Annotated in this window: 11 protein-coding genes and 2 pseudogenes; 5 read left to right on the top strand and 8 right to left on the bottom strand. The window is 65.2% G+C overall.

Annotation, left to right across the window (positions count from 1 at the left end; genetic code table 11):
- From ACQ86E_RS16090 to ACQ86E_RS16075, 4 genes are all read right to left on the bottom strand, one after another.
- Positions 1–1,500, bottom strand: a complete 1,500-nt coding sequence (locus ACQ86E_RS16090; protein WP_431206202.1) for a phosphomannomutase/phosphoglucomutase — start codon at positions 1,498–1,500, stop codon at positions 1–3.
- Positions 1,501–1,688: 188 nt separating this feature from the next.
- Positions 1,689–2,201, bottom strand: coding sequence for a TIGR02281 family clan AA aspartic protease (locus ACQ86E_RS16085; protein WP_431206201.1), 513 nt, complete (start codon positions 2,199–2,201; stop codon positions 1,689–1,691).
- Between the two features lie 128 nt (positions 2,202–2,329).
- Entirely contained in the window at positions 2,330–4,804 is a 2,475-nt protein-coding gene (gene hrpB, locus ACQ86E_RS16080) for an ATP-dependent helicase HrpB (RefSeq protein WP_431206489.1), read from the bottom strand.
- Between the two features lie 139 nt (positions 4,805–4,943).
- Positions 4,944–6,260, bottom strand: coding sequence for a UDP-glucose dehydrogenase family protein (locus ACQ86E_RS16075; RefSeq protein ID WP_015689097.1), 1,317 nt, complete (start codon positions 6,258–6,260; stop codon positions 4,944–4,946).
- Between the two features lie 193 nt (positions 6,261–6,453).
- Between ACQ86E_RS16075 and ACQ86E_RS16070 the strand changes: the two are divergent.
- The 3 genes and pseudogenes from ACQ86E_RS16070 to ACQ86E_RS16060 all read left to right on the top strand — a co-directional run bounded on the left by ACQ86E_RS16070 (position 6,454) and on the right by ACQ86E_RS16060 (position 11,724).
- Positions 6,454–7,520: pseudogene (locus tag ACQ86E_RS16070) on the top strand (acyltransferase family protein).
- A 216-nt stretch (positions 7,521–7,736) separates the two neighbouring features.
- The gene (polA, locus tag ACQ86E_RS16065) at positions 7,737–10,790 is read left to right on the top strand and encodes a DNA polymerase I (RefSeq protein ID WP_431206200.1); all 3,054 of its coding nucleotides are present in this window, start codon (positions 7,737–7,739) and stop codon (positions 10,788–10,790) included.
- A gap of 298 nt (positions 10,791–11,088) precedes the next feature.
- Positions 11,089–11,724 (top strand): LysE family translocator, encoded by a 636-nt coding sequence (locus tag ACQ86E_RS16060; protein WP_431206199.1) that lies wholly within the window; start codon positions 11,089–11,091, stop codon positions 11,722–11,724.
- Between the two features lie 122 nt (positions 11,725–11,846).
- Here ACQ86E_RS16060 and ACQ86E_RS16055 read toward each other — a convergent pair whose 3' ends face one another.
- Positions 11,847–12,473 (bottom strand): glutathione S-transferase family protein, encoded by a 627-nt coding sequence (locus tag ACQ86E_RS16055; RefSeq protein ID WP_431206198.1) that lies wholly within the window; start codon positions 12,471–12,473, stop codon positions 11,847–11,849.
- 184 nt (positions 12,474–12,657) lie between these two features.
- Here ACQ86E_RS16055 and pyrE point away from each other — a divergent pair, with 184 nt between their 5' ends.
- Positions 12,658–13,221, top strand: a complete 564-nt coding sequence (gene pyrE, locus ACQ86E_RS16050) for an orotate phosphoribosyltransferase (RefSeq protein ID WP_431206197.1) — start codon at positions 12,658–12,660, stop codon at positions 13,219–13,221.
- 263 nt (positions 13,222–13,484) lie between these two features.
- Entirely contained in the window at positions 13,485–14,264 is a 780-nt protein-coding gene (locus ACQ86E_RS16045; protein WP_431206196.1) for a DUF2865 domain-containing protein, read from the top strand.
- A 37-nt stretch (positions 14,265–14,301) separates the two neighbouring features.
- On the opposite strand, the gene ACQ86E_RS16040 is transcribed toward ACQ86E_RS16045, so the two are convergent.
- The 3 genes and pseudogenes from ACQ86E_RS16040 to ACQ86E_RS16030 all read right to left on the bottom strand — a co-directional run bounded on the left by ACQ86E_RS16040 (position 14,302) and on the right by ACQ86E_RS16030 (position 18,246).
- Complete coding sequence (locus ACQ86E_RS16040) at positions 14,302–14,733, bottom strand: hypothetical protein (protein WP_151645098.1); 432 nt, start codon at positions 14,731–14,733, stop codon at positions 14,302–14,304.
- A gap of 116 nt (positions 14,734–14,849) precedes the next feature.
- Complete coding sequence (pdeM, locus tag ACQ86E_RS16035; protein WP_431206195.1) at positions 14,850–15,548, bottom strand: ligase-associated DNA damage response endonuclease PdeM; 699 nt, start codon at positions 15,546–15,548, stop codon at positions 14,850–14,852.
- Positions 15,549–15,670: 122 nt separating this feature from the next.
- A pseudogene (locus ACQ86E_RS16030) lies at positions 15,671–18,246 on the bottom strand (ligase-associated DNA damage response DEXH box helicase).
- Between the last annotated feature and the right edge of the window lie 169 nt (positions 18,247–18,415).

Raw genomic sequence — 18,415 nt, 5'->3', positions numbered from 1 at the left:
TCAGATCTTCTGATTGTACTCGCCTACCTCGGGATGGGTGCGCAGCACGCTGTTCACCATCTCGAACATGTCGTGCATGCGCTGCTCGGAGACCGGGCTCTCGACCACGACCACGAGCTCGGGCTTGTTGGAGGAGGCTCGCACCAGGCCCCAGCTGCCGTCCTCGACCGTGACGCGCACGCCGTTGACGGTAACGAGATCGCGGATCGCCTGGCCGCCGATCTTCGCACCCTTCGCCTGCAAGCCTTCGAAATGCTTCACGACCTGATCGATGACGCCGTATTTGACCTCGTCGGCGCAATGCGGCGACATCGTCGGCGATGACCAGGTTTTTGGCAGCGCGTTCTTCAGATCCGCCATCGACTTGCCGGGCGCACGGTCGAGCATGTCGCAGATCGCGAGCGCCGAGACGAGGCCGTCGTCATAGCCGCGTCCATATGGCTTGTTGAAGAAGAAGTGGCCGGATTTCTCGAAGCCGGCGAGCGCGCCGGTCTCGTGGGTGCGGCGCTTCATGTAGGAATGACCGGTCTTCCAATAGGTGGTTTTCGCACCCTGCTTCTGCAACACCGGATCGGTGATGAACAGGCCGGTCGACTTCACGTCGACGATGAACTGCGCGTCCTTGTGGATCGCCGACATGTCGCGCGCCAGCATCACCCCGACCTTGTCGGCAAAGATTTCCTCGCCGGTGTTGTCGACGACGCCGCAGCGGTCGCCGTCACCGTCGAAGCCGAGACCGACATCGGCCTTGTGCTGCAGCACCGCATCACGGATCGCGTGCAGCATCTCCATGTCTTCAGGGTTCGGATTGTATTTCGGGAAGGTGTAGTCGAGCTCGGTGTCGAGCGGGATCACCTCACAGCCGATCGCTTCCAAAACCTGCGGCGCGAATGCGCCGGCGGTGCCGTTGCCGCAGGCCGCGACGACCTTGAGCTTGCGCGTCAGCTTCGGACGGCTCGTGAGATCGGTGATGTAGCGCGCGGGATAGTTTTCGTGGAACTGATAGGAGCCGCCGGCCTTGTTCTTGAAATCGGCGTTGAGCACGATCTCCTTCAGCCGCGTCATCTCGTCGGGGCCGAAGGTCAGCGGGCGGTTGGCACCCATCTTCACGCCGGTCCAACCATTGTCGTTGTGCGAAGCGGTCACCATGGCGCAGCAGGGCACGTCGAGATCGAACTGCGCGAAATAGGCCATCGGCGTCACCGCAAGCCCGATGTCGTGCACCTTGCAGCCCGCCGCCATCAGGCCGGAGATCAGCGCGTATTTGATCGAGGCCGAATAGCCGCGGAAATCATGCCCGGTGACGATCTCCTGCCTGACGCCGAGTTCGGCGATCAGCGCGCCCAGCCCCATGCCGAGCGCCTGGATTCCCATCAGGTTGATCTCCTTCTGGAACAACCAGCGCGCGTCGTATTCACGGAAACCCGTGGCCTTCACCATCGGCTCGGATTCGAAGGCGTAAGTGTTGGGCAACAAGACGGATTTCGGCTTGGGAAACATTGAGACGGTCTCGTGAAAATGGCAGGAATTGATGCAGCCTTAGCGAATGCCGGGCCACAGCGGAAGGCGGGATTGGCGCCTTATGGATGATAATTGCGGCAGTTTGGTAACGGAAAGAATCCGACCGCGGGAGCCGTCAAACAGAGACATTCTTGAAATATACAGTCGCCGGAGCCTCTGACAGACCCCTACTGCTCCAGCACCATCTGGCCGTTGGCGTATTCGAAGCGCTTGAGGCGGGACAGGAAGGACAGGCCGAGCAGGTTCTCGGACAGCGCCTCGTCGGGCAGCACCATGGCGTCGACGTCCCGCACGATCAGGCCGCCGACGTCAAGCATGGCAATCCGGGTGCGCGCGGCCTTGATGGTGCCGTTGGCGGTGGAGACGGTGGCGTTGTACTCGCTACGCGAGGGCCGCAGGCCGAAGCGGGCGGCGGAGGTCTCGTTCAGCGCCACCACGGACGCGCCGGTGTCGATCATGAAGCCGATGCGCTGGCCGTCGATGCGGCCGTCGGTCTGGAAATGACCGCGACCATCGCGGGGGATATTGAGGCTGCGGCCACCTGCCGGCACCGTAGCCGCGACGGCGACCGTCGTCCGCGGTGCTGACGTCGCGGAGGCGGAACTCATCCTGTCCGCCATCTGCGCCATGTACGTGCCGAGACCGATCAGGACGGCCGCGATGATCATAATGTTACGCATCACACCACTTCCGAGCCGAAAGCCCGACTTCACCACGCGCCGCGCCGGTCCGCGAGCATTGCGGCGGCTTGGCCGGTGTCATTTTGACGAAAAGGATGAGCGAACGGTTAATGCGCGTTCGTGGCTTCTCATGTCCCGCGCGGCTTCACCCGCCGGGTCGGCAGCGCACTTGCCGGATCCTCCGGCCAGGGATGGCGCGGATAGCGGCCACGCAGGTCGGAGCGAACCCCGGCGTAACTGCCGCGCCAGAAACCGGGGAGATCGCGCGTCACCTGCACCGGGCGCTGCGCCGGCGACAGCAATTCCAGCACCAGCGGCACCTTGCCGGCGGCGATCGACGGATGGGTGTTGAGTCCGAACAATTCCTGCAGCCGCACCGCGATCGTCGGCCCCTGCTCGGCCTCGTAGTCGACCGCAAGCACGGTGCCGGTCGGCGCCTCGAAATGTGTCGGCGCCTCGCGGTCGAGCCGCGCGCGCATTTCCCAAGATAGCAGCGACATCAGCGCATCCGAGAGATCGCCGGCAGAGATGTCCTTGAGCGCGATCTTGTCATAGAGCGCCGGCACCAGCCAATCGTCACGCCGCGCGATCAATCCGTCGTCCGACAAGTCAGGCCAGCCGTCACCCTCGGCCTTGCGCAGGAACATGACGCGGTCGCGCCATTGCTTGGCGGCCTTCGACCAGGGCAACCGGTCGAGCCCTGCTGCGATCAGACCGTCGGCAAAGATTCGCGCGGTGTCCTCCGAGGGCGAGACCGCAAGCGTCGCCTCGGAGAGCGTGATCGCGTGCAGCATCCGCTTACGCCGCGCCCGCAGCGCCATCGCGCCGCGATCGAAGAAAATGTCGTCGACGGCTTCGATATGCTCGGCGAAGTGCCGCTCGATCTCGTCCTGCGTGATTTGCGCGGCCAGCAATATGCGGCCGCTCGCCGCCGTTCCCGTCATTTCACCGATCGCGATATAGGGCGCGCGGGCGAGCGATGAGGTCTGTTCGACGGCGGCGCCGCGGCCGTTGGCGAGCACGAAACTGCCGTTGCCGCGGTTGCGCGCGACGCGATCCGGGAAGGCGTAGGCGAGCATCAGGCCGGTGGAGAGATCCTCCTGCGTCCCCGCTTTTTCCGACACCGCGACTTGTGAGGCCCAGCGCCGCACCAGATCGCGCGCACTGGCGGCCCGCGGCGAACGGTCACGGCGGAACTGGTCTCGCCGGTGCTCGAGATCGGCGCTGTCGCCGCCGAGCCCGCGCTCGGTGAGAATGGCGGCGATCTCGGCGGCGGCTTCGCCCTCGCCTGCGCGATGTGAATCCACGATCATGCGCGCCAGCCGCGGCGGCAACGCCAGCGCGCGCAGGCTCTTGCCTTCCGCGGTGATGCGGCCATCGCCGTCGAGCGCGTTGAGTTCGGAAAGCAGGCTTTTCGCCTCCTTCCAGGCCGGCTGCGGCGGCGGATCAAGAAACGACAGCGCGGCAGGATCGGAGACGCCCCATTGGGCGAGATCGAGCACCAGAGAGGACAGGTCGGCGCTGAGGATTTCCGGTTGGGTGTAGGGCGCGAGCGAGGCGGTCTGCGGCTCGTCCCAGAGCCTGTAGCAGATGCCCGGCTCGGTACGGCCGGCACGCCCGCGGCGCTGATCCGCCGCCGCGCGCGAGACGCGTACGGTCTCGAGCCGGGTCAGGCCGATGTCCGGCTCGTAGCGCGGCACACGGGCGAGACCGGAATCGACCACGATGCGGACGCCTTCGATGGTAAGCGAGGTTTCCGCGATCGAGGTCGCCAGCACCACCTTGCGCGTGCCCTTGGGCGGGGGTGAGATGGCACGGTCCTGCACGGCGGCATCGAGCGCGCCGAACAGCGGCACGATCTCGATGCTGGCATCCTGAACGCGCTCGGCCAGAAAATTCTGGGTGCGGCGGATTTCGGCGGCGCCCGGCAGGAACGCCAGCACGGAGCCGCCATCGGCGCGCAGGGCCGAGGTGATCGCATCCGCCATCTGCCGCTCGATCGGCGCGTCGGCCTTGCGGCCGAGATAGCGCGTCTCGACCGGAAACGCGCGGCCTTCGCTCTCGACGACAGGCGCGTCGCCCAGCAGCTTTGCGACGCGCGCACCGTCGAGCGTCGCCGACATCACCAGGATTCGCAGATCCTCGCGCAGGCCGGTTTGCGCATCGCGTGCCAGAGCAAGGCCCATATCCGCATCGAGCGAGCGCTCGTGGAATTCGTCGAACAGGATTGCGGCAATGCCCGAGAGTTCGGGATCGTCGAGAATCTGGCGGGTGAAGATGCCCTCGGTCACCACCTCGATGCGGGTCGCGCGCGAGATTTTCGAGCCGAAGCGGACGCGGTAACCGACTGTTTCGCCGGTGCGTTCTTGAAGCGACTTGGCCATGCGATCGGCGCTGGCGCGCGCGGCGATACGGCGCGGCTCCAGGACGATGATCTTCTTGCCCTTGGCCCAGGGCGCATCGAGCAGCGCCAGCGGCACACGGGTGGTTTTGCCGGCGCCAGGAGGAGCCACCAGCACGGCAGCGTTATGCGCCTCCAGCGTGCGCGAGAGGTCGTCGAGCACGGCATCGATCGGGAGGGGCGTGTCGAAGCTGCGAGGCAAGTAATTGGGTCCCGTCATTCCCGCCTGTGCGCAATTGCGCACTGGGGCGGGGGATCCAGTAAGCAGGGTCCCAATCATCACGAAGATCGGGATTACTGGATACCCCGCCTTCGCGGGGTATGACAATCGTATGTCGCGATCAGCCCTGCGCCGACGGGCGGCCGACGCTTTCGTAGGTGAAGCCGGCCGCACGCATGTCTTCGGGGCTATAGATGTTGCGGAGGTCGACGACGACGGGTTGAGCCATGGTCGCCTTCAGCCGGTCCAGATCGAGGCCGCGGAACTGGACCCATTCGGTGACGACGACGAGCGCGTCGGCGCCTTGCGCGCAGGAATAGGCATCCTCGCAATAGGTGATGCTGGGGAGTTCACCCTTGGCCTGCTCCATGCCGACGGGGTCGAACGCCCTGACCTTCGCGCCCATGTCGATCAGGCCGGTGACCAGCGGGATCGACGGCGCGTCGCGCATGTCGTCGGTGTCGGGCTTGAAGGTGAGGCCGAGCACGGCGACGGTCTTGCCGCGCAAGCTACCGCCGAGCGCCTGGCTCACTTTCCGCGCCATCGCACGCTTGCGGTTCTCGTTGACCGCCAACACGGATTCGACGATGCGCAGGGAGACGTCGTAATCCTGCGCGATCTTGATCAGCGCCTTGGTGTCCTTCGGGAAGCAGGAGCCGCCGAAGCCGGGACCCGCGTGCAGGAACTTGGTGCCGATGCGGTTGTCCAGGCCAATGCCGCGCGCGACCTCCTGCACGTTGGCGCCGACCTTTTCCGACAAGTCCGCGATCTCGTTGATGAAGGTAATCTTGGTCGCGAGGAACGCGTTCGCGGCGTATTTGATCATCTCGGCGGTGCGGCGTTCCGTGAACATCAGCGGCGCCTGGTTCAGCGACAGCGGGCGGTAGATGTCGCCCATGACCTTGCGGCCTCGCTCGTCCGAGGTCCCGACCACGACGCGGTCGGGGAATTTGAAGTCGCGGATCGCGGCGCCTTCGCGCAGGAATTCGGGATTGGAGGCGACGACGACGTCAGCCTTGGGATTGGTTTCGCGGATGATGCGCTCGACCTCGTCGCCGGTGCCCACAGGCACGGTCGACTTCGTCACCACCACGGTGAATCCGGACAGCGACTGCGCGATCTCTTTCGCGGCGGCGTAGACATAAGACAGATCGGCGTGACCATCGCCGCGGCGCGAGGGCGTACCAACCGCGATGAAGACCGCATCGGCATCCGCGACCGGCTTCGACAGATCGGTGGTGAAGTCCAGACGCCTGGCCTTGACGTTGGTCGCGACCAGCTCGTCGAGGCCGGGCTCATAGATCGGGATCTCGCCGCGATGAAGCGCAGCGATCTTCTTCTCGTCCTTGTCGACGCAGGTGACGTCGTGACCGAAATCCGCAAAGCAGGCTCCGGACACCAGTCCCACATAGCCCGTTCCGATCATCGCGATGCGCATGAAAAACCCTGTTCTGGCTTGGTTAACGAAACCCCAATGCGGGGCGGTTTAGCACTTTCCCGGCCTGAGGGAACAGTCGGCACGCAAAAACCGGCATGCGAATTGTGCCGGTAAAGAAATCGTAAACCGCAAGGGCCCACACTGCTTCACGCCCGCACAGAACCGGGCGGAGCACGCCTCGAAAAGGGACACCATGGCATCATCAGGCACAATCGCCGCGAGCGGAGGCGTCAACGCCCCGGCTACCGCGCGTATTGACTGGATCGACTACGCCAAGGGCATCTGCATCGTGATGGTCGTGATGATGCATTCGGTGCTGGGGGTCGAGCTCGCCGCCGGCGAGACCGGCTTCATGCATGTGCTGGTGGCCTTCGCAAAGCCGTTCCGGATGCCGGATTTCTTCCTGATTTCGGGCCTGTTCCTGCCGTTGGTGATCGATCGCGACTGGCGAACCTATCTCGACCGCAAGGTCGTGCATTTCGCCTATTTCTATGTCGTCTGGGTGACAATCCAGTTCGGCTTCAAGGCGCCGGCCTTCGCAGCGGAGACAAGCTGGCGCGACGTCGGCCTGCTGTATCTGCAATCCTTCATCGAGCCGTTCGGCACGCTCTGGTTCATCTATCTGCTGCCGATCTTCTTCGTCGTCACAAAACTGACACGGCGATTCCCGCCGCTGGCGATCTGGCTCATCGCCGCTGCGCTGGAGACGGCGCGCATCTCGACAGGCTGGACCGCAATCGACGAGTTCTGCGCGCGCTTCGTCTACTTCTACTCGGGCTATCTGTTCGCGCCTTACGTGTTCGCCTTGTCGGATCGCGCCCGCAGCCATCCTCCGTCGGCACTGGCCGCGCTCGCGACATGGGCCCTGATCAACGCCGGCCTCGTCGAGGCGGGGGCCAGCGAATGGAAGATCGTCTCGCTCGTGCTCGGCTTCGCCGGCGCCGGCGCCATCATCACCATGGGTACGCTGCTCGCTCGCGCCCAGTGGTTGAACTTTTCCGCTTCTGCGGCGAGCATTCGATCGTGATCTATCTCGCCTTCTTCCTGCCGATGGCAGCGACGCGGACGCTGCTGCTGCGCACGGGCATCATCCCCGATATCGGCACAGTATCGCTGATCGTCACCATTGTCGGCGTGATCGGAGCGCTGACAATCTGGCAGGTCGCGTTGCGGTTCGGTGCCCGTTTCCTGTTCGAGCGCCCGGCTGCATTCTGGATCGCGCCGAAGAAGGCGGGGCCGATGTTGCAGGCGGCCGAGTAGAGCCATTCTCGGTGTCGTCGCCCGGCTTGACCGGCGACCCAGTACGCCGAGACATCGCTGATTGAGCCGAGAAGCCGCAGCGTACTGGATTCCCCGCCTTTCGCGGGGAATGACAGCGGGGGATGCGGGGAACGACAGTGGGGATAGCGGCATCCGCAAGCCAAAAATCACCCTCCCAAGGCTGTCAAAGTCCGCAAAAATTCATACATTGCGGCCATGCCCAAAACCGCACCGAAGACCGCCGCCAAAGCCGACACCAAACCCGCTGCTGACAAGCCTGCTGCCAAACCGGTTGCAGCGAGAGCTGCCGGCAAGGGCGATCACGTCTTCCTGGTGGACGGTTCCGGCTACATCTTCCGCGCCTATCACGCGCTGCCGCCGCTCAACCGCAAGTCCGACGGCTTGCAGGTCAACGCCGTGCTCGGCTTCTGCAACATGCTGTGGAAGCTGCTGCGCGACATGCCTGCCGACAATCGGCCGACGCATCTGGCCATCGTGTTCGACAAGTCCGAGGTCACCTTCCGCAACAAGATCTATCCCGAATACAAGGCGCACCGGCCGCCGGCGCCTGACGATCTGATCCCGCAATTCGCGCTGATCCGCGAGGCCGTGCGCGCCTTCGACCTGCCCTGCCTGGAGCAGAGCGGCTTCGAGGCCGACGATCTGATCGCGACCTATGCGCGGCAGGCCAGCGACCGCGGCGCCTCCACGACCATCGTGTCCTCCGACAAGGATCTGATGCAGCTCGTCAACGACAAGATCACGATGTACGACACCATGAAGGATCGGCGCATCGGCATCCCCGAGGTGATCGAGAAGTTCGGGGTGCCGCCGGAGAAGGTGGTCGAGGTGCAGGCGCTCGCCGGCGATTCCACCGACAACGTGCCGGGCGTGCCCGGCATCGGCATCAAGACCGCGGCGCAGCTGATCGTCGAATATGGCGACCTCGAACAGCTGCTGTTCCGGGCTACGGAGATCAAGCAGCCGAAGCGGCGCGAGGCTCTGATCGAGCATGCCGAGAAGGCGCGGATCTCGCGCCAGCTGGTGCTGCTCGACGACAAGGTCGCGTTGGAGGTACCGCTCGACGATCTCGCCGTTCACGAGCCCGACGCACGGAAGCTGATCGCCTTCCTCAAGGCGATGGAATTCTCGACGCTGACCCGCCGCGTCGCCGACTATTCGCAGATCGATCCGGCCAATGTCGACGCCGACGTGGCGAACAGCAGCGAGGCCCGCGGCGGCGACAGTGCGGCCAAGACGCCATTGTCCGGAACATCAGGCGACCTCTTCGCAACCCCTGCCGCAACGGCCAAAGGCTACGATAAGGGCGGCGACAAGGGCGACAAGGCCGCGAGCCTCAAGGGCGCGCCGATCTCGCTGGCTACAGCGCGCGAGGAAGCGCTGCGCAAGCTTCCGGTCGATCGCGACAAATATCAAACGATCAAGACGCTCGCCGAACTGAACGCCTTCATCGCGCGCATCCACGATGCCGGCCATGTCGCAATCGAGATCCGCGCGAACTCCATCGACCCGATGCAGGCCGATTTCTGCGGCATCGCGCTGGCGCTGGCGCCGAACGAGGCCTGCTACCTGCCGCTGGCGCACAAGCAGTCCGGCGGCGGCGCCGGCCTGTTCGACGCCGGTCTCGCGCCCGATCAGGTCAGGCATGACGACGCCATTGAAGCGTTGCGGCCGGTGCTGGAAGCATCAGGCATCCTCAAGATCGGCTTCGACGTCAAGTTCACTGCCGTGATGCTGGCCCAGCACGGCATAACGCTGCGCAACACCGACGACGCCAAGCTGATCTCCTATGTGCTCGATGCCGGCCGAGGTTCGAACGAACTTGCCTCGCTCGCCGAGCACTGGTTCGGCCACGCCATGCTGAAGGAGAGTGAACTGCTCGGCAGTGGCAAGGGCAAGATCACCTTCGACCAGGTCCCGATCGACAAGGCCGCGCCGCTGTCGGCCGAAGGCGCCGACATGGCCCTGCGCGTCTGGCGCGTGCTGAAGCCGCGTCTCGTCGCCGAGCACATGACAACGGTCTACGAGACGCTGGAGCGGCCGCTGGTGTCGGTGCTCGCACGCATGGAGCGGCGCGGCATCTCGATCGACCGTCAGGTGCTGTCACGGCTGTCCGGCGATTTCGCCCAGACCGCGGCGCGCGTCGAAGCCGAGATCCAGGAGATCGCCGGCGAGCCGGTCAATGTCGGCAGCCCCAAGCAGATCGGCGACATCCTGTTCGGCAAGATGGGATTGTCCGGCGGCACCAAGACCAAGACCGGCGCGTGGTCGACCACCGCGCAGGTGCTGGACGAACTCGCCGAGCAGGGCCACGACCTGCCGCGGAAGATTCTGGAGTGGCGCCAGGTCTCGAAGCTGAAATCGACCTATACCGACGCGCTGCCGACCTACGTCCATCCGCAGACCCATCGCGTGCACACCACCTACGCGCTGGCCGCGACCACGACGGGCCGGCTGTCGTCGAACGAGCCGAACCTGCAGAATATTCCGGTGCGCACCGAGGACGGCCGCAAGATCCGCCGCGCCTTCATCGCGACGCCCGGGCACAAGCTGGTCTCCGCGGACTATTCGCAGATCGAGTTGCGGCTGCTGGCGGAGATCGCCGACATCCCCGTGCTGAAGCAGGCGTTCCAGGACGGCCTCGACATTCACGCCATGACGGCCTCGGAAATGTTCGGCGTGCCGGTCGAGGGCATGCCGAGCGAGATCCGCCGCCGTGCCAAGGCGATCAATTTCGGCATCATCTACGGCATCTCGGCGTTCGGCCTCGCCAACCAGCTCGGCATCGCGCGCGAGGAGGCCTCCGCCTACATCAAGAAGTATTTCGAGCGCTTCCCCGGCATCCGCGCCTATATGGACGAGACGCGCGACTTCTGCCGGAGCCACGGCTACGTCACCACGCTGTTCGGCCGGAAGATGCACTACCCCGACATCAAGGCGTCGAACGCCTCGGTGCGCGCCTTCAACGAGCGCGCCGCGATCAACGCGCGGCTTCAGGGCACCGCCGCCGACATCATCCGCCGCGCCATGACCCGGGTGGAGGACGCGCTCGCCGAGAAGAAGCTCTCGGCGCAGATGCTGCTCCAGGTGCACGACGAACTGATCTTCGAGGTGCCTGACGACGAAGTGGCTGCGACGCTGCCGGTCGTGCAGCACGTGATGCAGGACGCACCGTTCCCGGCAGTGCTGTTGTCCGTGCCGCTGCACGTCGATGCACGCGCGGCGAAGAACTGGGACGAGGCGCATTGATCTCTTCTTGACCTCGCCCCGCTTGCGGGGAGAGGTCGGATTGCCCCCGGCGATGCGAAGCATCGTCCAGCGCGATCCGGGTGAGGGGGTACAAGTGCCACGACCATCTCACGTGTGGAGAGAACCCCTCACCCCAACCCTCCCAGCGCGAGCGAGGCTCGTCGCGCCCCCGTAAGAACGGGGCGAGGGAGCGCACCGCGTTCGCCGGACCATACCGAATTGTCCTCCGAGCAATTGCACGATGGCGACGCGAACCCTGGCATATTAGAATCGAACCATCTCCCGCACCGGTTCGCCCATGCCCCACACCTCCGCTTTGCTCGGCTTCGCCCTCGTCTCTCTCGGTCTCGTGCTCACGCCCGGGCCGAACATGATCTATCTGATCTCGCGCTCGATCACGCAGGGGCCGGCGGCCGGCATCGTCTCACTTGGCGGAGTGGCACTGGGCTTCGTGTTCTACATGCTGTGCGCGGCGTTCGGCATCACGGCGCTGTTGCTCGCCATTCCCTTTGCTTATGACGCGCTGCGCTTTGCCGGCGCGGGCTACATGCTGTGGCTGGCGTGGCAGGCGGTGAAGCCCGGCGGACGCTCGCCGTTCCAGGTGAAGCAGCTCGCGATCGACAGCCCGCACAAATTGTTCACGATGGGCTTCGTCACTAACCTGCTCAATCCTAAGATCGCGATGCTGTATCTGGCGCTGCTGCCGCAGTTCATCGACCCAACAGCCGGCAGCGTGCTGGCGCAGTCGGTGATGCTGGGAGCGATCCAGATCGCGATCAGCGTCAGCGTCAACGCCATGATCGCGCTCGCGGCCGGATCGATCGCGCTGTTCCTGGCGAGCCGGCCGAGCTGGATGCTGGTGCAGCGCTGGCTGATGGGGACGGTGCTGGCCGGGCTTGCGGTCCGGATGGCGGTCGAGGCGCGGAAGGTGTGAGGCACGACGCTGTCATGCCCCGCGCAGGCGGGGCATCCAGTACCCCGCAGGTTTTCGGCTCAATCACTGGCGTCACGGAGTACTGGGTCACCCGCCTCCGCGGGTGACGACAGCGTCCAACCTCAATCCAGCTTCGCGTCCATGCCCCGCTTCACCGCCGGACGCGCCATCAGGGCGTCGTACCAACGCTTGACGTTGGGGAAATCGGCCAGATCAACCTTGTGGCGAGGGTGGCGCCAGGCCCAACCAAGGATCGCGAAATCAGCGACCGAAAGGTCGCCGGCGACGAAGTCGTGGTCCGCGAGCCGGCGGTCCAGCACGCCATAGAGCCGGCGCGTCTCGGCCATGTAGCGCTTGAGGCCATAGGCGCGGTCCTGCTCATTCTCGAGTGCGATGAAATGATGCACCTGGCCGGGCATCGGCCCAAAGCCGCCCATCTGCCACATCAGCCATTCGTAGACGGGAATGCGGCCCGAGAGCGATTTCGGCAGGAATTTGCCGGTCTTTTCGCCGAGATAGAGCAGGATGGCGCCGGATTCGAAGATGCTGACGGGCTTGCCGTCCGGGCCCTCGGGGTCGACGATCGCAGGAATCTTGTTGTTCGGGGACAGCGTCAGGAAGTCCGGCGCCATCTGCTCGCCCTTGGTGATGTTCACCGGGACCACCTTGTAGGGCAGTCCCATTTCCTCCAGCGCGACCGAGATCTTGCGGCCGTTCGGCGTGTTCCAGGTGTGGAGTTCGATGGTCATGCCCTGTTTCCTTGCCCAATAGGATTGGGCCCTCCACTACTCCGGATGGCTGTACCCCACAACCGGCGGACCGGGATGGCCGACCGTCGGCCGATCCCTGTTGACTGGACCTGTCCCCTCTGGAATGTCGCGACCGTCGCGGATAAATTCCGCCACCTTCAGAAAATGCTCCCGAGGGACCGCCGTGTCGAAATCAGCCTCCCGCGCCCGCCTGTTCGAAATCATCCGCCGGCGCTCCTTCGGCCGCGGTGACGTCACACTGGCGTCAGGCCGCAAGAGCGATTTCTACTTCAACCTCAAGCCGACCATGCTCGACCCGGAGGGCGCAACCCTGCTCGCCGAGCTGACCTATGAGACGCTGAAGGACGACAAGCTCGACTTCATCGGCGGCCTCGAGATGGGCGCGGTGCCGCTCGCCGGCGCGCTGGCGCAGATCTCCTGGATCAAGGGCCATCCGATCGCGGCGTTCTTCGTGCGCAAGAAGCCGAAGGAGCATGGCGCCAAGCTCGCGATTGAGGGGCTGCCGAGGGGCGAGACGCTTGCCGGCAAGCGCGTGGTGATCGTCGAGGACGTCACCACCACCGGCGGCTCGGCGATGAAGGCGGTGGAATCCGTGCGCGAGACCGGGGCCGAAGTGGTGCTGGTGCTGACCATGGTCGACCGCGAGGAAGGCGCCACCGACACGTTCGATGCAGCCGGCCTGCCGTTCCGCTCGCTGTACAAGGCGTCTGAATTCTTGAAGGCGTAAACGCAGCAGAGCGTTCTCCTCCGCCGTCGTGCCCGGGCTTGACCCGGGCATCCACGTCTCTGCAGCACCAGAGATCGTGGGTGGCCGGGACAAGCCCGGCCATGACGAGCTTAGTGGTGCAGGCTCCCTCAACCCCTCATTTACCATCCCGCTTTATGGTGAATCATGTGCCAAGGCCGCGCGGGTCGCGGCCTGTTCGGTAGCGTCGGGTGGAGTCAGCGTTGCGTACAATCATGTCCCATGCGCGCCGGCGGCGTCGCGCGATGCTTGTGGCTGCCACCCTGGCAGCCCCGCTGCTTGCGGCTCCCGCCCCGGTGTCGGCCGAAGGCCTGTTCGACTTCTTCTTCGGCGGCGTGCAGCAGAAGCGGCCGCAGCGTGAGGTGCCGCAGCAGGCGAGCTCCTACGCCGATCCCTTCACCGGCCAGCAGAATGCGACCCCGCAATATGTGCCGCCGACCCGTTCGGCTGCCGCCGGCGGCTCCGGCCCGGCCTTCTGCGTGCGCAGCTGCGACGGCAAGTATTTTCCGCTGATGCGCGGCCTCGCCTCGCCCGCGCAGATGTGCCAGGCGTTCTGTCCTGCCAGCACGACCAAGGTCTATTTCGGCTCGTCGATCGACGGCGCCGCCTCACAGACCGGCGAGCGCTACACCGACAGCGAGAACGCGTTCGCCTATCGCAAGGCGCTGCGTTCGGACTGCACCTGCAACGGCCGCGAGCCGGTCGGCCTCGCCCCGGTCGATCTCGCGCTGGATCCCTCGTTGAAGGCCGGCGACGTGATCGCCACCACCGACGGTCTCGTCGCCTATACCGGCATCCGCGTCGGCAACGACCAGGCGCCGGACTTCACCCCGGTCGCCTCCTATCCCGGCCTCACCGCGCAGGTTCGCGCGCGCCTTGGCGAGATGAAGGTGGCGCCGGTGCGGGCAGAGACGGTGTCTGCCGATACACCGGCACAGGCCGAGATCGTCCGCGAGGCGTTGCCTGATGTGACGGTGCCGAAGACGACGGCGCAGAAATCGGCGAAGCGGGCGGGATTGGAGTAAGCCCCGCCTGCAATCGCTCCTCGCAATGACGGAGGCACTATCTCCCGATGATCACCCCGATCACATTCGGTGCCGCCAGATATTTCTCCTCGATCGCCGCGCGCGCGGCGGCGCGGTTGTCCGCCGTCAGCAGGCCACGCTTCTCGGCCAGGATCATCCAGCAGAAGCCCCACCAGTCGGTCAGCATGCCTTGGTCGTCGACGAGGTCATAACCCTGCTCGGCCGCGAAAATGCGCGCCTGCGCTTCGTCCAGCGTGTCCAGGAACAGATGGTCGTCGGGCGAGAACAGATCGTCGCTGACATCGTCGATGGTGTAGCCCCAGATCGACTGGCACACCGCGTTGAACTCGCGGTCGAACTGGTCGTCATCGACCGCGTAGCGCCGCGCCGCCTGGTGCAGCCGCGACAGCGAACGCGCGAAATCGGCGATCCGGGTGAGCGCGAATTGATCGAAGGCAATGGTGGACATGTAGTCCTCGCAGAGTCTGACAGACGCTAGATATTGTGTCGGCAACGCGCCGAATCACAACGATATATCAAAGACTTGCTAAAGTGTTCTTAATTTGTTCCGAGGCGACCAAAGCCTCAGTGGCAGCGCGAGGCCGCGATGGCGTGGACGCGGCGGTCGCCGAGCAGATGAGCCACGAAGCCGTTCTTCGGGAAGATTCTTGCGAAAGCCGCATCGCGGATGCTGAGGCCACCGGCATAAGCGCCGAAAGCAGGCATCACGGCGCGCATCCCGTCGCTGGCGAAGCACCGGCGCTCCATCGACCGCCCGCGCGCGGAGACACGGGCTTTGGGGTGCAGATGGCCGGCGATCTCGCCATGCGCGCCAGTCGGCTCATGGCGGAAGGTGATCGGGCCGATCGCGACTTCGTCGGCGACGGTGCCGCCGAGATCGCGCGGCAGCTCGGGATCGTGATTGCCCGAGATCCATATCCAGTCGCGGCCGGCCTGAAGCGCTGCCACTGCGTCGCGGTCGCCCACCGACAAGCGTCCATGCGCGGTGCGATCGTGAAAGCTGTCACCGAGTGCGATGACCACGCGCGGATCATGGCGGGAAATGACTGCAGCGAGACGGCTGAGCGTCGCGATCGTATCGTATGGCGGCAGCAGCACGCCGCGCTTGGCGAAGCTGGAGCCCTTCTCCAGATGCAGGTCGGAGACGACGAGCAGGCGCTGCTCTTCCCAATAGAGCGCGCCGGAGAGGTCGGCGTGGAGAGATACGCCGGCAATATCCAGCGCAAGTGTTGAGGTGATCGATAGCGCCACTTGCTCCGTCATGGCCGGGCTTGTCCCGGCCATCCACGTTCTTGGCACTGCAAGAAGGACGTGGATGCCCGGGTCAAGCCCGGGCATGACGACGTGGAGAGAGTTGCACTCCGAAAAATCATTGTAACAGCAGCTTATCCCATCGCCTCTTTGACCAGCTCGTCGGCGGCTTCCGCCAGGAGCTCGTCTGCAGCTTCGCCATAGACTGACTCGCGGCCGATTTCCAGCATCACGGGGACGGCGAGCGGGGAGACACGATCGAGTTCCCGGTGGGTGATGCGGCCCTGGATGCGGGTGAGCATGTCGCTGAGACGACGCAGATCGAGCAGGCCTGTGGCCGCATCGGCGCGCGCGGCACGGAGCAGCACGTGATCAGCCTGGTGCTTGCGCAGGACGTCGTAGACGAGATCGGTCGAGAACAGCACCTGGCGGCGGCTCTTCTCTTCGCCAGTGTGACGGCGGGCAATCAGGCCGGAGATGATCGCGCAATTGCGGAACGTCCGCTTCATCAGCGCGGACTCGGCGAGCCATGCCTCGAGGTCGTCGCCGAGCATGTCAGGGTCGAACAGCGCGTTGAGGTCGAGCTTGCCGTTTCGGATCATGAATGACATGTCGCCGAGCGCCCAGATCGCCACCGCATATTCGTTGGCGACGAAGCCGAGCGGCCGCGCGCGGGCCCGCTCCAGCCGGCGCGTCAGGAGCATGCCGAGTGTCTGGTGCGCGAGGCGTCCCTCGAAAGGGTAGAAGACGATGTAATGCTTGTTGGCACGCGGAAAGCTTTCGACCAGCAGCTCGCGCACCGCGGGCACACGCGACACATCCTTTTGCAGCGACAACCAGTCGCGCACCTGCTCCGGCAAGCCGTTCCACGCGCGGCTGTCATCCAGCAGCCGGCGCACCCGCTCGGCGAGATAGGTCGAGAGCGGGAACTTGCCGCCCATATAGGACGGCACCTTCGGGTCCTTGTCATGCGCGCGCGAAACGTAGACCTGATCCTCGACCAGGGTTTCGTAGCGCACCACCTCGCCTGAGAACACGAAGGTGTCGCCGGGCGAGAGGCCCTCGATGAAGGCCTCTTCGATCTCGCCGAGCAACCTGCCGCCGCGCGCGATCACCCCTGTCGAGCCGCCTGTTTTTCCCTGACCGCCACCGCGCGAACGCACCAGCCGCACCTTCAGCATGTCGTCCTCGACGATGGTGCCGACATTCATGCGGTAGCTCTGCCGCACCTTCGGATTGGCGACGCGCCAGCGGCCCCGCTTGTCCTGCTTGATGCGAGCGAAGCGCTCATAGGTTTTCAGCGCGTAGCCGCCGGACGCGACGAAATCGACGACATCGTCGAAATCCTGGCGCGTCAGATCCGCGTAGGGCGCTGCGGTGCGCACCTCGTCGTAGAGCTCATCAGAGAGAAACGGCTCGCCGCAGGCACAGCCGAGCACGTGCTGGGCCAGCACGTCGAGAGCGCCGGTGCGCAGGGGCGGCGTATCCTGCGCATTCTCGGCGATGGCGTCGATGGCAACGCGGCACTCCAGCACCTCGAAACGGTTCGCCGGCACCAGCACCGCGCGAGAGGCTTCGTCGAGACGGTGGTTGGCACGGCCGATCCGCTGCATCAAGCGCGAGGAGCCCTTGGGGGCACCGATATTGACGACGAGATCGACGTCACCCCAGTCGACGCCGAGATCGAGCGAAGAGGTACAGACCACGCCGCGCAGTCGGCCGGCCGACATCGCGTCTTCGACCTTGCGGCGCTGGGCGACGTCGAGCGAACCGTGATGCAGCGCGATGGCCAGATTGTCGTCATTCATGCTCCAGAGATTTTGGAACAGCATTTCGGCCTGGCTGCGGGTGTTGACGAAGACGAGCGTGGTCTTGTTCTGCTTGATCAGCTGGTAGATTTCGGGAAGCGCGTGACGCGCGCTGTGGCCGGCCCAGGGCAGCCGCTCGCGCGTGTCGAGCATCTCGACCAGTGGCGGCGCGGCGCCGCCGGCGATGACGATATCGGCCGATTCCGCCTTATCTTTCGGTTGCGGCACCAGAAAGCGCGCCAGCGATTCCGGCTCGGCCACTGTCGCCGACAGGCCGATCGCGCGCATCTGCGGGGCCAGCCGCCACAGCCGCGCCAGCCCGAGCGACAGCAGATCGCCCCGCTTGGAGGTCACCAGCGCGTGCAGCTCGTCGAGCACGATGCGCTTGAGCGAGGAAAACAGGAACGGCGCATCGTCGGAGGAGAGCAGCAGCGCGAGCTGCTCGGGCGTCGTCAGCAGGACATCCGGCGGATAGCGCCGTTGGCGCTGACGTCGCGACGTCGGTGTGTCACCGGTGCGGGTCTCGATCTTGATCGGCAGCCCCATCTCGGCGACCGGCCGCTCCAGATTGCGGGCGATGTCGACGGCGAGCGCCTTCAGCGGCGAGATGTAGAGCGTGTGGAGGCCGCCGCTGCGTTGGACGTTGCGGCCGGTGGAGATCACGGACTTCACCGCGGCAGGGGGACGGAACTCAGCTCCACCAGCGTCGGCAGAAATCCCGCCAGCGTCTTGCCCGCGCCGGTCGGCGCGATCAGCAGCGCGCTGGCGTCGTCGCGCGCCTTCTCCAGCAGCGCTAGCTGATGCGCTCGCGGCGACCAACCGCGGGCCGCGAACCACGCTCTGAAGCGGTCGGGCAGCAAGGCGGCGGATTCGGCCGGAATTTTGCGGATGCGGGGCGGCACGCATCACAGGTAAGCCGTGGGGCCGGGTTCGTCGAGGGGGAGTGTAAGCTCTGCGAATAGCGGGACGCCGCTCAACCTCTCCCCTTGTGGGAGAGGGTGGATTGCCGCGCTAGGGGCGAGACGGGTGAGGGATTCTCTCCACGCGTTATTCTCTTTCGAGTGCGCGGAT

Source organism: Bradyrhizobium betae (genome assembly GCF_050632175.1).
Taxonomy (GTDB): domain Bacteria; phylum Pseudomonadota; class Alphaproteobacteria; order Rhizobiales; family Xanthobacteraceae; genus Bradyrhizobium; species Bradyrhizobium betae_B.
The sequence above is the reverse complement of the archived record's forward strand: the minus strand, read 5'-3'. Positions and strand labels throughout refer to the sequence as shown.

What these genes read in the sequence shown, in the direction of transcription:
- pdeM (WP_431206195.1), bottom strand. Translation starts at nt 15,548, where the DNA reads ATGACGGAGCAAGTGGCGCTATCGATCACCTCAACACTTGCGCTGGAT.
- ACQ86E_RS16085 (WP_431206201.1), bottom strand. Translation starts at nt 2,201, where the DNA reads ATGCGTAACATTATGATCATCGCGGCCGTCCTGATCGGTCTCGGCACG.
- ACQ86E_RS16055 (WP_431206198.1), bottom strand. Translation starts at nt 12,473, where the DNA reads ATGACCATCGAACTCCACACCTGGAACACGCCGAACGGCCGCAAGATC.
- ACQ86E_RS16045 (WP_431206196.1), top strand. Translation starts at nt 13,485, where the DNA reads ATGCTTGTGGCTGCCACCCTGGCAGCCCCGCTGCTTGCGGCTCCCGCC.
- ACQ86E_RS16075 (WP_015689097.1), bottom strand. Translation starts at nt 6,260, where the DNA reads ATGCGCATCGCGATGATCGGAACGGGCTATGTGGGACTGGTGTCCGGA.
- polA (WP_431206200.1), top strand. Translation starts at nt 7,737, where the DNA reads ATGCCCAAAACCGCACCGAAGACCGCCGCCAAAGCCGACACCAAACCC.
- ACQ86E_RS16090 (WP_431206202.1), bottom strand. Translation starts at nt 1,500, where the DNA reads ATGTTTCCCAAGCCGAAATCCGTCTTGTTGCCCAACACTTACGCCTTC.
- ACQ86E_RS16060 (WP_431206199.1), top strand. Translation starts at nt 11,089, where the DNA reads ATGCCCCACACCTCCGCTTTGCTCGGCTTCGCCCTCGTCTCTCTCGGT.
- ACQ86E_RS16040 (WP_151645098.1), bottom strand. Translation starts at nt 14,733, where the DNA reads ATGTCCACCATTGCCTTCGATCAATTCGCGCTCACCCGGATCGCCGAT.